Here is a 13,515-nt window from a genome sequence, read left to right as displayed (position 1 = left end):
AACTAACGCTGCATGGCGGGTCAGGCCAGCGCGGCGTCTGCCCCCATCAGCGTTGGGAAGAAGCCCTCATGCGCGGCGCGCAGCGTGTCGAGTGCGATCACGTCGTCGCGGTCGGGGCGTTCGAAGATCAGGCGCTTGCCGCCGGTGCGGCCGAGCGGTTCGGCCTCGACATCGGCCGCATGCGCGGCGCCGAGGAAGTCGAGCAGCGCGTGATCCTCGACGGTGACGATATAGACGCCTGGTCTTCCGCGAAGAACGCACGCGCGCAGTCGAAGGGCTGCTTGCGGTCGATCATCGCGCCGATGCCGCCTGCGAGCGCCATTTCGGCCAGGGTCACGGCGATGCCGCCGTCCGAGACGTCATGGACCGCCGACAGCTGGCCCTCGGCGATCGCGTTGCGGATGAGGTCGCCGACGCGGCGCTCCGCTGCCAGATCGACCGCAGGCGGGGGGCCTTCCTCGCGGCCATGGCATTCGCGCAGCCACAGCGACTGGCCGAGATGGCCGTGCCGCGTGCCGACCGCGAGGATGATGTCGCCCGAGCCCTTGAAGGCGATCGTCGCATTCTTCTGCCAGTCGGCGAGCAGGCCGATTGCGCCGATCGCGGGCGTCGGCAGGATCGCCGAGCCGCCGCCGGTCGCCTTGGATTCATTGTACAGCGATACGTTGCCCGAGACGATCGGGAAGTCGAGCGCGATGCACGCGTCGCTCATCCCCTCGAGGCAGCCGACGATCTGGCCCATGATCTCAGGCCGCTGCGGGTTGGCGAAGTTGAGGCAGTTGGTGACTGCCAACGGCAGCGCGCCGACCGCGGTGAGGTTGCGCCACGCCTCGGCGACCGCCTGCTTGCCGCCCTCGACGGGATCGGCAAAGCAATAGCGCGGCGTGCAGTCGGTGGTCATCGCCAGCGCCTTCTGCGTGCCGTGGACGCGGACGACGGCAGCGTCGCCACCGGGGCGCTGGACGGTGTCGGCGCCGACCATGTGGTCATACTGCTCCCAGATCCAGCGGCGCGAGGCGATGTCGGGCGAGCCCATCAGCGTCACCAGATCGGCGGCGATGTCGTTGCTGTGCGGCACGTTTTCGAGCGGCGCGGGCTTGGGTGTCGGCACGTGCGGGCGATCGTAGAGCGGTGCCTCGTCGGCCAGCGGCCCGAGCGGAATGTCGCAAACCGTCTCGCCCTTGAACGTCAGCACCATGCGGCCGGTGTCGGTGACGCGGCCGATCACCGCGAAATCGAGCTCCCATTTCTTGAAGATCGCCTCGGCCTCGGCCTCGCGGCCGGGCTTCAGAACCATGAGCATCCGCTCCTGGCTTTCGCTCAGCATCATCTCGTACGGCGTCATGCCGGTCTCGCGCTGCGGCACGTCGTCCATGACGAGTTCGATACCGACCCCGCCCTTCGACGCCATCTCGACCGATGAGGAGGTGAGGCCGGCGGCGCCCATGTCCTGGATCGCGACGATGACGTCGGTCGCCATGAGTTCGAGGCAGGCCTCGATCAGCAGCTTTTCGGTGAAGGGATCGCCGACCTGGACGGTCGGGCGCTTGGCGTCCGAATCCTCGCCGAAGTCCGCGCTCGCCATCGTCGCGCCGTGGATGCCGTCGCGACCGGTCTTAGAGCCGACATAGACGATCGGATTGCCGATGCCGCTGGCGGCCGAATAGAAGATCTTGTCCTGATCGGCGATCCCGACGGTCATCGCGTTGACCAGGATGTTGCCGTCATACGCCGCGTGGAAGTTCACCTCGCCGCCGACCGTCGGCACGCCGACGCAATTGCCATAGCCGCCGATGCCGTGAACGACGCCCGAGATCAGGTGGCGCATCTTTGGGTGATCGGGCCGGCCGAAGCGCAGCGCGTTCATGTTGGCGATCGGCCGCGCGCCCATCGTGAAGACGTCGCGCAGGATGCCGCCGACGCCGGTCGCCGCGCCTGATAGGGTTCGATGTAGGACGGGTGGTTGTGGCTCTCCATCTTGAAGATCGCCGCCTGGTTGTCGCCGATATCGACGACGCCGGCATTCTCGCCAGGGCCGCAGATGACGCGCTCGCCCTTGGTGGGCAGCTTCATCAGGTGGATCTTGCTCGACTTGTAGCTGCAATGCTCGGACCACATCACCGAGAAGATGCCAAGCTCGACGAGATTGGGCTCGCGGCCGATCGCGTGGAGCACGCGCTCATATTCTTCGGGGGACAGGCCGTGGTCGGCGACGATCTGCGGTGTGATCTCGGTCATGGGGCGGGCTTTAGCGGGGTGGGGGGCGACTTGCCAGCGGCGATCCTGCTCGAAGCGCGAGGGACTGGCGACGTGCAATTGCCATGTCATGAAACGGCGTCAGACTTCCCGTCGATACCGCCCGGTATATGGCAGGGCGGTCGTCATTCGGGGGGTGTAAATGAAGATCGCGTCGATACTGGCGATTGCGGCGCTGGGGAGCACGGCGACGCAACTGCCCGCGCAGGCCCCGACGAGTTTCTGCGAGCGGCTTGCTCCCAAACTCAACATGAAACAGGCCGGATCGAAGCCCGCGCGGGCCACCGAATGGCGCGTCAATACGATGGGTCTCGGATCGCATCTGTTCGGCGGGTCGTCGATGGTGTCGTTCATGGTCCGGCCGTCGGGCGAGCAGACCCAGGCGGCCTATGACAAGGCGACGAAGGCCTGCAGCCAGTCGCCCAAGGGTATCCTGTGCCGGATTGAGGGGCCGGCCGAGCTGACGGTGCAGACCAAGGGTGGCGAAGCGAAGGGCGATGCGGCCGCAGGTGAAAGCGCCGAGGTGGAGTTGCGGAAGGCTGCGATCCTCTGCCGCGACCTGTAGTCGTCATCCCACTTTGCGTCGTCATCCTGACGGACGTCAGGATCTAGGGTAACGAGGTACGCGCCTTGCGGCTCTGGATCCTGACTTTCGTCAGGATGACGGGAGGAGGGCGATTGCGCCCCCTCCCGTGCGTATCACCCGTAGGGCGGCTGCGTGTAACCCTTCGGGCTGAGCGTGAAGATGTCGCAGCCGGTCTCGGTGATGCCGATCGAGTGCTCGAACTGCGCCGACAGCGAACGGTCGCGCGTGACCGCCGTCCAGCCGTCGTCGAGCAGCTTCACGTCGGGGCGGCCGATGTTGATCATCGGTTCGATCGTGAAGATCATGCCGGGGCGCAGTTCGGGGCCGGTGCCGGGCTTGCCGACATGGACGACTTCGGGGGCGTCATGGAAGAGGCGGCCGACGCCGTGGCCGCAGAAATCGCGGACCACGCCGTAGCGGTGCTTCTCGGCATGACGCTGGATTGCATGCGCGACGTCGCCCATGCGGTTGCCGGGCTTGGCCTGTTCGATGCCGAGCATAAGGCATTCATAGGTCACCTCGACGAGGCGCCGCGCCTTGATCGGCACGTCGCCGATCAGGTACATCCGGCTCGTGTCGCCGTGCCAGCCGTCGAGCAAGGGCGTGACGTCGACATTGACGATATCGCCCGACTTCAGCGCCTTCTCACTCGGGATGCCGTGGCAGACGACATGGTTGATCGAGATGCAGACGCTGTGCGTATAGCCGCGATAGCCGAGCGTCGCCGGCACCGCGCCGGCGGCTGTGACGAAGTCGTAGATCAGCCGGTCGATCTCGGCGGTGGTCACGCCCGGCACCATGTGCGGGACGATCATGTCGAGCGTCTCGGCGGCGAGCCGCCCGGCCTTCATCATGCCTTCGAAGGCGGCGGGGCCGTGGAGCTTGATGGCGCCGGTGCGCGCGCCGGCGCGTCGGACGTGACGGTTACATATTCGGTCATGGCAAGCGATATAGCGTGGCGGCGCAACTTTTGCGAGGCTATGCGAAGGGCCATGACACAGGAACGCATCTGGACGGCCGCACTGACGATCATCGGCGACGAGATCCTGTCGGGCCGCACGCAGGACAAGAACGTCGCGCAGATCGCGGCCTGGCTCAATGTGCAGGGCATCCGGCTGGCCGAAGTGCGCGTCGTCGCCGACCGGACCGAGGCGATCGTCGAGGCGGTGAACACCCTGCGCGCGCGCAACGACTATCTGTTCACCACGGGCGGGATCGGCCCGACGCATGACGACATTACCGTCGATTCGATCGCCGAGGCGCTGGGCGTCGCGGTCGAGCATCATCCGCGCGCGATGGCGGTGCTTGAGGCCTATTATGCGACCCGCGGCGGGCTGACCGAAGCGCGTGCGCGGATGGCGCGCGTGCCGGTCGGTGCGGACCTGATCGACAACAAGGTGTCGGGCGCGCCGGGGATCCGGATCGGCAACATCTTCATCATGGCGGGGGTGCCGCACATTACCGCCGGCATGCTCGACGCGCTCACCGGCACGCTCGAGGGCGGACGCCCGGTCGTGTCGAAGACGATCGGCTGCTGGGTGGCGGAGAGCGAAGTCGCCGATTTGCTGCGCGATGCCGAGAAGGCGCATGACGGCGTCGCGGTCGGCAGCTACCCGTTTTTCCGCGACGGCCGGACGGGCGCGAATTTCGTCGTGCGCAGTGCGGATGCCGCGCTGGTCGATCGCTGCATCGCCGATCTGGTCAGCGCGCTCGAGGCGACCGGGCGCGTGGTGACACCCGAAGGCATCTGACGCCGCGGGCGTACTCCAGGTTGGTGCACGGCCCGCTGGGCCAAGCCGCTTGCAAAGCACGGCAATACCCGTCAGCCTTCGTAAAAATACGAAGGAGAGGCTGGATGACTGCAAGCAATCTGATGCTGATGATCGTGGGCTGTATGGCGGTGTTGCCACTCGTGGCGCTCGCTTCGTGATGTGGCGGCCGGTGACCAAGCCCCTCGACTGAGGGGCTTTGCGCCGCGTGCACGTCGGTCGTGCGCGCGGCTCGCTCCGTCTGCTGGGTCCGGTGCCGAGGCCAAGCGCGATTGACAGGCGCGGTCGGAAAGCTACCCCGGTGGCATGGTTACCCGACAGACCCGCAACCCGGTGCTCGCGTCCGAACTCGACCGCTTCATCGATGCCCAGGTAAGTGCCGGCACCGGCGCGAGCGCCGATGCGGTTGCCGCTGAGACCCTGACGCTGCTGCGCGACCGGCTGGGGCGATCCGTCGCCGCCACCCCGGTGGCCTGGCCGATCGCCGGCGGGGCATGTGGCGCAGCGATACGAGCGCACGACTGGAGCGCGACGCCGCTCGGCGCGATCGACACCTGGTCCCCGCAGCTTCGCTCGACCGTCAATACGGTGGTCAACTCGCCCGTCGCCAAGGTGCTGATGTGGGGCGCCGACGGCCTTATGCTGTATAATGACGGCTATGCCAGGATCGCGGGCGGCAAGCATCCGGCCGCGATCGGTGCGCGCGCCGTCGACGTCTGGCCCGAGCAGGCGGACTTCAACCGCCACGTGCTGGGCGAGGTGATGCGCGGCGAGGTCATGCTGTTTCGCGACCAGCCGATGACGCTCCATCATGACGGCGCGGCGCACGCGGTGACGCTCGACCTCTTCTACACCCCGGTGCATGATTTCGACGGCAGCGTCGGCGGCGTGCTGGGTACGGTGATCGACAATAGCGAGCGGGTGGAAGCGGAACGGCAGCTGGCGCGGAGCGAATCGGAGCTGCGGATCGTCACCGACGCGCTGCCCGTGCTGATTTCGTATATCGATCGTGATTATATCTATCGGTTCGCCAACAGCTTTTACGAGGAATGGGTCGGGCTGACACCCGCGCAGGTCGTCGGACGGCATGTCCGCGACGTCATCGGTCAGCCCGCCTTTGCCGTACGCCAACCGATGATGAACCGGGCTCTCGCCGGCGAGACGGTGACCGCCGATGCGCGGCTGCCGCACCGCGACGGCGGCGACCGCGCGTCCGAGCTGCGCTATATCCCGCGGATCGAACCCGATGGGGCGATCAACGGCTTCTACGTGCTGGTCTTCGACGTCGAGGAGCGCGTCAATCGTACCCTGCAGCTCGAACGACAGATCAGCCACCGCGAACGCGCCGAACGCCAGCTGCGCGTTCTCAACGAGACGCTCGAGGCGCGCGTCATCCGCGAGATCGAGGAGCGTCGGCTTGCCGAAGCGGGGCTCGCCCAGGCGCAGAAGATGGAGACGATCGGCAAGCTGACCGGCGGTGTCGCGCACGACTTCAACAACCTCCTCCAGGTCGTCTCGGGCAATCTGCAGTTGCTCGGCAAGGACATTGCCGGGAATGCGCGTGCCGAGCGCCGGGTCAGCAACGCGATGGCGGGGATCGAACGCGGCGCCAAGCTCGCCGCGCAGCTGCTCGCCTTCGGCCGACGTCAGGCGCTTGAACCCAAGGTGGTCAACGTCACGCGGTTCGTGCGCGGGATGGACGACATGCTGCGGCGTGCGATCGGCGAGGCGATCGAGGTGGAGACGGTCGTCGGCGGTGGGCTGTGGAACACGTTCATCGACCCGACGCAGATCGAGAACGCGCTGCTCAACCTCGCGATCACGCGCGCGACGCGATGGAGGGGCGCGGCAAGCTGACGATCGAGCTCGGCAATGCCAGCCTCGACGACGCCTATGCACGCGGCCATTTGGAGGTCGCGGCGGGGCAATATGTCATGCTGGCGGTCACCGACACGGGCAGCGGCATGGCGCCCGACATCATCGACAAGGTGTTCGAGCCGTTCTTCTCGACCAAGAGCGAGGGCAAGGGATCCGGGCTCGGGCTGTCGATGGTCTATGGCTTCGTCAAGCAATCGGGCGGCCATGTGAAGATCTACAGCGAGGTCGGCGAAGGCACGACGATCAAGCTCTATCTGCCGCGCGCGATGGGCCCCGAAGACGTCGAGGTCGCGACCAGCGGTGGGCCGATCATCGGCGGGACCGAGACCGTGCTGGTGGTCGAGGATGATGACGAGGTCCGTGCGACCGTCGTCGAGATGCTCGGCGACCTTGGCTATGGCGTGCTGAAAGCGGTCGACGCGGGCAGTGCGCTGAACGTCATCGAAAGCGGCGTGCCGATCGACATGCTGTTCACCGACGTGGTGATGCCGGGGACGCTGAAGAGCCCCGAACTTGCCCGTCGTGCGCGCGAGCGGATCCCCGATCTCGCGGTGCTGTTCACGTCGGGCTATACGGAGAACTCGATCGTGCATGGCGGCCGGCTCGACGTCGGCGTCGAGCTGTTGTCCAAGCCCTATACACGCGAGGCGCTCGCGCGGAAGTTCGAACAGGTTCTCGCCGGCCAGCGCGCGCGGCGGCGTGCGGCGGAGGGTCACGAGGATGCGCCGCGGTCGGACGGAGACGTCCCGATCCGCGTCCTGCTCGTCGAGGATGACGCGGCGATCCGTGCGGGCGCGGCCGAGATGCTGCGCGATCTGGGCATGGCGGTGATCGAGGCGGCCAGCGCCGAAGCGGCGCTGGCGGCGCTGCAGGCGAGCCCGGTCGATGTGCTGGTCAGCGACGTCAACCTGCCGGGGCTGTCGGGCCCGGAGCTTGCCGAAGCGGTCCGCATGCGTCGGCCGGGCATCGGGGTCGTGTTCGCAACCGGCGACAGCGAGGTCGCGCTCGTGCCGTGGGATCCCGAGGCGATCCTGCTGCCGAAGCCCTATGGCGTCGAGGCACTGCGCTCGGCTGTCGTCAGGGCGGCGTCGAGGGCGGCGATCGACAGGCCAGCGCCGGCTGATACTGCGGCCGAAGGACCTGTGCTGATGCAGATCGCGTCAGACGGACGTAACAGAGGGTAATCCTGACCGGCAGCGACCGTGCCGGGGGGGAGGGGAGCGCGCGATCGAGGCGTGCGTGCCCCGGCGCCTAGCGCGTCGGCCAGACCATCATGCAGGTGTCGACGAGCTGATTGAGCTCGCCACAGGTGGCGCCCGATCCGCCCTGGATCGCCAGCCCCTGCATGACCGCGAACAGATAGCGCGCGAGAGCGGGCGACTCGAGACCGTCGGGGAACTCGCCCGCAGCCTTGGCTTCGTCGAACCGGCGGATCAGCGCAGCCTGCGACGACTCGCGGCGTTTGGCGACCTCGGCCTTGATCGGTTCGGCCTCGACACCGCAGGCGACGCTGCTGATGATGCTCAGGCATCCTTTGGGATCGCAGGTGCTCGTCTGCATCTGGAGCGCCCCGCGCAGCAGCCGCTCGGCCACGGCCTTGGCGGTCGGCGCATCCAGCGCGGAGGTCATATAAGCGAGCTTTTCGCGCTCATAGAGGTCGAGCGCCTTGTGAAACAACGCTTCCTTGTTGCCGAACGCGGCATAGAGGCTCGGCTTGGTAATCTTCATCTCGGCCGTGAGTTCGGCCATCGACGCCGCCTCATACCCGTTTCGCCAGAAAACGCGCAGCGCGGCCGCAAGCGCCTCCTCGAGATCGAACTCGCGGGGGCGGCCCTTAGGGGCGGTGAGCGTGCACAAGCTATTCATACCAGTCGGTATATAGGCACAAGTGGAAAAACGTCCAGTATCCCGGACGTTCCGGGATCCAGCGACCGGATCGCGCACGTCGAACATCCGCGCCGCCCGCGCGTTGGGCGGGGCAGCACCGGCGGGTAATCCTGCTGCGGTCGGACAAGGGATTATAATCATGAGAATCGGGTTTATCGGTCTGGGCCAGATGGGGCATGCGATGGCCACCGATCTGGTCGAGGCGGGTCATGAGGTGACGGTGTGGAACCGCTCGCCGGACAAGGCCGATGCGCTGGTCGAACGTGGCGCGACCCGGGCCGCGACGCCCGCCGAGGCGGCGCAGGGCGACGTGGTGATGACGATGCTGGCGGACGATGCCGCGCTGGAGGCGGTGGTCTACGGCAATGACGGGATCCTCGGTGCGCCGGCGGTCCATGTATCGCACAGCACGATCAGCGTCGCGCTGGCGGAGCGGCTGACCGCGGATCAGGACGGGGCGGGCGGCTATGTCGCGGCCCCCGTCTTCGGTCGTCCGCCCGCGGCGGCGGCGGCGATGCTGTTCGTCGTTGCGGCGGGACGCGACGATCTGATCGCCCGGTGCGAGCCCGCACTGGACGCGATCAGCCAGCGTGTGTTCCGTGTCGGCGAGACGCCGTCCGCCGCCAATCTGGTGAAGCTCAGCGGCAATTTTATGATCATGGCGGCGGTCGAGGCGATGGCGGAGGCGATGACGCTGGCGGAAAAGGGCGGGGTCGAACCGGCGCTGCTGCTCGAGGTGCTGACGGGTACGCTATTCAATGCGCCGGTCTACAAGACGTACGGCGAGATGCTGGTCGAACAGCGGTTTACACCCGCCGGTTTTGCCGCACCGCTGGGGCTGAAGGACATGAACCTCGTCGACACCGTAGCGGGACGACTGCGTACGCCGATGCCGCTGCTCGGCGTGGTGCGCGATCATCTGCGCGCCGCGATCGCGCAGGAGGGTGAAGACGTCGACTGGTCGGCGGTGGGCGCCGCCGTCCGGCGCAGCGCCGGGCTTTAACGCCGCCGTTCGCCCGCCTGTCGGCCGCGCAGTGCGGCCTGCAGGCGGGGTCGCACTACGAGGAAGCCGAGATAGGCACGCTCGAGCAGGCGGAGCGCCGTGCCGTTACGCGCGAGCAGGCCGAGTGGCCGCAGGACCGGGATTGCGCGCCACATCGCGGCGAACGCCGCCGCGCCCGACAGCATCGTCCCGTCTTCACGCGCATGAAACCGCGCGAGCAGGTCCCGGCGGTCGATCGGGCAACTCGATCGGGATCCGTGGCATCGACAAACGTGATCGCACCGCGCCGGTCGAGCCGCCGCATGAGCGCGATCTCGCGCCGGCATAACGGGCAGTCGCCGTCATGCCAGACGACCAGATCGGTCACCGGGCGTCCGCCGCGTCGGAGTCGGGATTGCGCGCGCTGATGCGCGTGGCGAGCAATGTCGCAAAGCCGAGCCAGCCCACGAACGGCACGCCCAGCAGTGCCGCGGGACGATCGACCTTCGCCGCCGCCGCGACATACGCACCGCCGGTTGCGACCATCGTGCCTGCGACGACCGCGCCGGATCGCAGCGCCCGCTTGTGAAAGAAGATTTCGGTCCAGCCGCCGACCATCGCAGTGTTGAGCAGCCACAGCCCGACCGCACTCGTGCGACGTGGCCCTGAGGGTTGGCGGAGCAGACGATATCCACCGACGGCAAGCCCGGTCTCGAGCACCGGCCACACCGCGCCGAACACGGCATCGGGCGGGGTATAGCTGGGCTTGTCGAGCCGCTTGTACCAGCGGCGGGTCCGCGGATGGGAGGGGTCGGGCGCATTGCGGCGACCGATTGCGGCGCTGACGCCGAGGACCGACACGACGATCAGCGCGGCAGCGGTCCGCGACAGTGCTGGCGGTGGCGGTGGCGGTGGCACAAGCGGCGGAACGGGCGACGCGACCGGATGGTGATCAGGATGGGCCATCGGTCAACGCTCCGCCAGATAGCGTTCGAGGTCGTCGCAGCCACCGATCGTCTCGCCATCGATGACGATCAACGGAGTCGTTGCAATGCCGTGCTCGGTCTTGAACGCCTCGACCGTGTCCCGATCGCGCAGAATCTGGTCGTCGACGTCATAGCCTTCGGCCTGAAGCAGCTGCTCGGCGCGGACGCCGAACGGGCAGGTGTGATCGGGCAGCACCATCCGGTGCAGCGTCGCGGTACGGGTCTGGGTCATCATCGTCCTCGGATCTGCGGCCTCTCGATACGCCGATCGATGCCAGATCCTATAGCGCGGGATGGCCCCAGACGTTCCCTCCGGACGTCGCGGGCTAGCGGCGCACGGCGCGACGCACGGCCGTCCAGCTGACGAACTTGAAGTTCTGCGTGTCGGGTGCGTTGTCGCCGTCCTGCGCGACGAACAGGCCGCCCGGATAGGCCGGGCCGAAATCGCCGAGCATCAGGTCGATGCCGTCGGTATCGCTGGTCCCGTCGATCGCCCCGCCGCCGATCCGGAACCGCCCCGCATAGGTGACGCCGGGCAGGCGGTAGAGCGTATAGGCGTTGTCGCCCTGGCTCGAGACAACCAGATAGCCGCCGCGGCGGCCCGAGGGCGCGAGCGCGAGACCTTCCGCATCGGCGACGAGCGTTCTGCCGTCGACCCGCGCGATCGGCGTTGCGGTCGCCGGTGCCGCCGGATCCGCGTCGAACCGCCAGAGCCCGACATCTTCTTCCGCGACGTAGAGCAGCCCGGTCCGGTCGTCGACGACGCAGCCCTCGGCCTGGCTCGCCAGCTTCATCGAGCGGACGGTCGTGACCTTGGGGACGCCGCCCGATACGTCGATCGCGACCTGATCGATCCGCCCGTCCTTCAGCACGACGAAGCCGAACAGCGCGTGATCGCGCGCGCGTGTCCACAGGCACATGCCGTAAGCCTCGCCCGGGCCGACCGGGAACCGGCCGAGCGGCACGAGCCTCGCCGCCGCGGTGTCGAGCGTGAACAGCGAGACGTGTGCGGCGTCGACATCGGCGCGGTCGCTCGCCGCCGCGATCACGCGCGTGCCGACGGTGCGAAGGTCGACATTGTTCAGCCGGTCGGCGGGCGTGAAGCTCAGCCGCTTGCCGGCCAGGCTGTAGACGTGGATGCCCGCCTTCTTGTCCGTCCCGATGACCAGGCTCTTCGCCGGGTCGGCGGGGTTGCGCCAGATCGTGGGATCGTCCGCCGCATCCGCCGCGGTATCGACCGGATCGGTTTCCGCGGTCGCCGCGACCAGCGGCGCGGTGGCCGTCTGGGGCACGCTTGTGGTCGCGCACCCGGCGAGGATCAGCGCGACGAGCGGCAGTCCGCGCATCAGAAGGTCACCCGCACGCCGCCGGTATAGCGCCGCCCGAACGTCTCATGCTCGATCGTATAGGCGGACGAGCCGGCATAGCGGCGGCCCGGGCCGTTCAGCAGATTGGCAAAGTCGCCGTAGATCTCGACATTGTTGTTGATCGCGTACCGCACACTGGCGTCGAGCTCATTGTCCTTCGCCCAGTAGAAGTCGCCGCCGTCGATCCCGCGGACGACGCCGCCGATCGTGTCGGTGCCGCCGATCGCATCGAGCCATGCCGAGCGGTTTTGATAGGACACCCGCGCCGAAAAGCCGTATTTCTCGTAATAGGCGATCAGATTGTAGATCGCGTCCGACGCACCGGGCAGCGGCACCTTGCGCGAGGGCAGGGCCGCGGTCCCCGGCGTCTCGGCGCGGCTCTTATTGATCGTCGCGTTGAGCTGGACGCCGAAGCCACCCATCCATTCGGGCAGCCCGAGATCGGCGGTGAAGGGCTCGAGCTGCTGCTGGATCGCACCCTCGATGCCCATGATATAGCCGCTGCCGCCGTTGACGATCGTCGAATAGAGATAGCCCGATCGGTCGACGCCGCCGGTGTTCAGCGTCGTCCGCCCGAACGTCTGCGTCGAATCGAACAGGACGTCGGTGACGTCCTTGTAATAGGCGCCGATCGACAGGAAGCCGCGCGGCATCGTGTAATATTCGACGTAGAGATCGACGCCCTTCGCCTTTTCGGGCTTCGCATCGGGATTGCCGCCGGAGATGGTGGCGTTCGCGTCGTTATAGCTGAGATTGGGGCGCAGCTGATCATAATCGGGACGCGCGGCGCCGGTGTTGAACGACAGCCGTGCCTTCATCCGGTCGTCGACGTCCCAGTTGAGGTGGAGGCTGGGATAGACCAGCGTCTGGCTCGCCTTCACGTCGATCAACCCGACCGAGGAGAAGGCCTGCGCGTCGTTGCGGATATGCTCGACGCGGGCGCCGCCGATGATGCTGCCCCAGTGGGTCGTCGCAGTTGCCATCGCATAGGCCGAATAGACCTTCTCGCCGACATCGTAGAAATTGGCGTCGCTGCGCACATAGCTGCCGACCGCCTTGGCTTGGTCGACCAGCCCGAGAACCTTGTCGCGGTCGAAATACTGGAAGGTGTAGCCGAGCGGGATCTCGCCCTGGAACCCGCCGGGCTTGGCGATCGCCGAATAGTTCGTCGCGATACCCGCCGCGGCGAACTGCGCGGGCGTCGACAGGTCGAGCAGATATTCGTTCGACGTCTTGGTGCGGTCGTCATAGCGCACGCCGGCGGCGAGGATCGTCGAGGCGCCGAACACCGACGCCTCGCGGCTGATGTCGAGCTTGGCGGTATAGGCCTCGGTCACGTCCTGCGCCTTGAGCGAGCGCAGCGCGACAGGGTGCGCGGAAAATCCTCGATCGCCGTGACCCGGTCGCCGCGTGAGAAGCTGCCATCGGCGTTGCGGATCGTCCGGTACAGCTGCACCTTGGCGAGCTGCGGATCGGTCAGGTCATAGCCGACGGTCAGGCGGTTGGCGGCATTCGCACCGTTGGTGCCGAACGAGGGGCTGTCATAGTTGAGCTGCGCAGGCTGCGACCGGTCGTCGATCGACCGGGTGTAGTTGCCGCGCCACGCGACCTTCCAGTCGCCGAGTTCGTGATCGCCGCCCAGCGTGTTGGTGAACACCGACTGCTTGTACTTGCGCACCGTGAAGTTCGAATTGAGATCGATCCCGTACACCGTGCCGAGCAGGGGGGTGTTGCCCGTGCAGACATCCGCATAGCCCGTGGTGCCCGAGGCCGGGCGCGCATTGACCGCGCAAGCTGCGGTGCC

11 protein-coding genes and 3 pseudogenes are annotated in these 13,515 nt (G+C 67.3%); 5 read left to right on the top strand and 9 right to left on the bottom strand.

The window, feature by feature from the left end:
• Positions 1-20 precede the first annotated feature (20 nt).
• Positions 21-2,238 (bottom strand): annotated as a pseudogene (gene purL / locus NI18_RS02450) (phosphoribosylformylglycinamidine synthase subunit PurL).
• Between the two features lie 160 nt (positions 2,239-2,398).
• On the opposite strand from purL, the gene NI18_RS21985 reads away from it, so the two are divergent.
• Positions 2,399-2,821 (top strand): hypothetical protein, encoded by a 423-nt coding sequence (locus NI18_RS21985; protein WP_052148937.1) that lies wholly within the window; start codon positions 2,399-2,401, stop codon positions 2,819-2,821.
• A gap of 134 nt (positions 2,822-2,955) precedes the next feature.
• On the opposite strand, the pseudogene map reads toward NI18_RS21985, so the two are convergent.
• Positions 2,956-3,782 (bottom strand): annotated as a pseudogene (map, locus tag NI18_RS02440) (type I methionyl aminopeptidase).
• A 52-nt stretch (positions 3,783-3,834) separates the two neighbouring features.
• On the opposite strand from map, the gene NI18_RS02435 reads away from it, so the two are divergent.
• The 3 genes from NI18_RS02435 (at position 3,835) to NI18_RS26305 (ending at position 7,673) form a co-directional block, all read left to right on the top strand.
• Positions 3,835-4,593: a molybdopterin-binding protein gene (locus NI18_RS02435; RefSeq protein WP_037527778.1), complete on the top strand. Its 759-nt coding sequence runs from the start codon at positions 3,835-3,837 to the stop codon at positions 4,591-4,593.
• A 324-nt stretch (positions 4,594-4,917) separates the two neighbouring features.
• Complete coding sequence (locus NI18_RS26310) at positions 4,918-6,468, top strand: PAS domain-containing protein (RefSeq protein WP_306286193.1); 1,551 nt, start codon at positions 4,918-4,920, stop codon at positions 6,466-6,468.
• On the top strand, positions 6,447-7,673 hold the full coding sequence (locus tag NI18_RS26305) for a response regulator (RefSeq protein ID WP_306286192.1): 1,227 nt from the start codon (positions 6,447-6,449) through the stop codon (positions 7,671-7,673). Before NI18_RS26310 ends, NI18_RS26305 begins: the two co-directional genes overlap by 22 nt.
• Before the next feature lie 67 nt (positions 7,674-7,740).
• Here NI18_RS26305 and NI18_RS02425 read toward each other — a convergent pair whose 3' ends face one another.
• On the bottom strand, positions 7,741-8,355 hold the full coding sequence (locus NI18_RS02425; RefSeq protein ID WP_031441750.1) for a TetR/AcrR family transcriptional regulator: 615 nt from the start codon (positions 8,353-8,355) through the stop codon (positions 7,741-7,743).
• Positions 8,356-8,515: 160 nt separating this feature from the next.
• Here NI18_RS02425 and NI18_RS02420 point away from each other — a divergent pair, with 160 nt between their 5' ends.
• A complete protein-coding gene (locus NI18_RS02420; protein WP_037527775.1) occupies positions 8,516-9,379 on the top strand; it encodes an NAD(P)-dependent oxidoreductase in 864 nt (287 codons plus the stop codon).
• Here NI18_RS02420 and NI18_RS02415 read toward each other — a convergent pair.
• The 6 genes and pseudogenes from NI18_RS02415 to NI18_RS21980 form a co-directional block, all read right to left on the bottom strand.
• A pseudogene (locus tag NI18_RS02415) lies at positions 9,376-9,683 on the bottom strand (DCC1-like thiol-disulfide oxidoreductase family protein). The gene NI18_RS02420 and the pseudogene NI18_RS02415 overlap by 4 nt on opposite strands.
• 59 nt (positions 9,684-9,742) lie before the next feature.
• Positions 9,743-10,324, bottom strand: coding sequence for a TspO/MBR family protein (locus tag NI18_RS02410; protein WP_084214969.1), 582 nt, complete (start codon positions 10,322-10,324; stop codon positions 9,743-9,745).
• A gap of 3 nt (positions 10,325-10,327) precedes the next feature.
• Positions 10,328-10,576 (bottom strand): glutaredoxin domain-containing protein, encoded by a 249-nt coding sequence (locus tag NI18_RS02405; protein WP_037527878.1) that lies wholly within the window; start codon positions 10,574-10,576, stop codon positions 10,328-10,330.
• 94 nt (positions 10,577-10,670) lie between these two features.
• Positions 10,671-11,690, bottom strand: coding sequence for a phytase (locus NI18_RS02400; protein ID WP_037527772.1), 1,020 nt, complete (start codon positions 11,688-11,690; stop codon positions 10,671-10,673).
• On the bottom strand, positions 11,690-13,048 hold the full coding sequence (locus tag NI18_RS02395; RefSeq protein ID WP_052148936.1) for a TonB-dependent receptor: 1,359 nt from the start codon (positions 13,046-13,048) through the stop codon (positions 11,690-11,692). The genes NI18_RS02400 and NI18_RS02395 overlap by 1 nt, the downstream gene beginning before the upstream one ends.
• The gene (locus tag NI18_RS21980) at positions 13,045-13,422 is read right to left on the bottom strand and encodes a hypothetical protein (protein WP_052148935.1); all 378 of its coding nucleotides are present in this window, start codon (positions 13,420-13,422) and stop codon (positions 13,045-13,047) included. The genes NI18_RS02395 and NI18_RS21980 overlap by 4 nt, the downstream gene beginning before the upstream one ends.
• Between the last annotated feature and the right edge of the window lie 93 nt (positions 13,423-13,515).

This window comes from Sphingomonas sp. Ant20, from assembly GCF_000783375.1.
GTDB lineage: Bacteria > Pseudomonadota > Alphaproteobacteria > Sphingomonadales > Sphingomonadaceae > Sphingomonas > Sphingomonas aerolata.
Note: the sequence above shows the minus strand (reverse complement) of the source record. Positions and strands in the feature narration are given on the sequence as shown.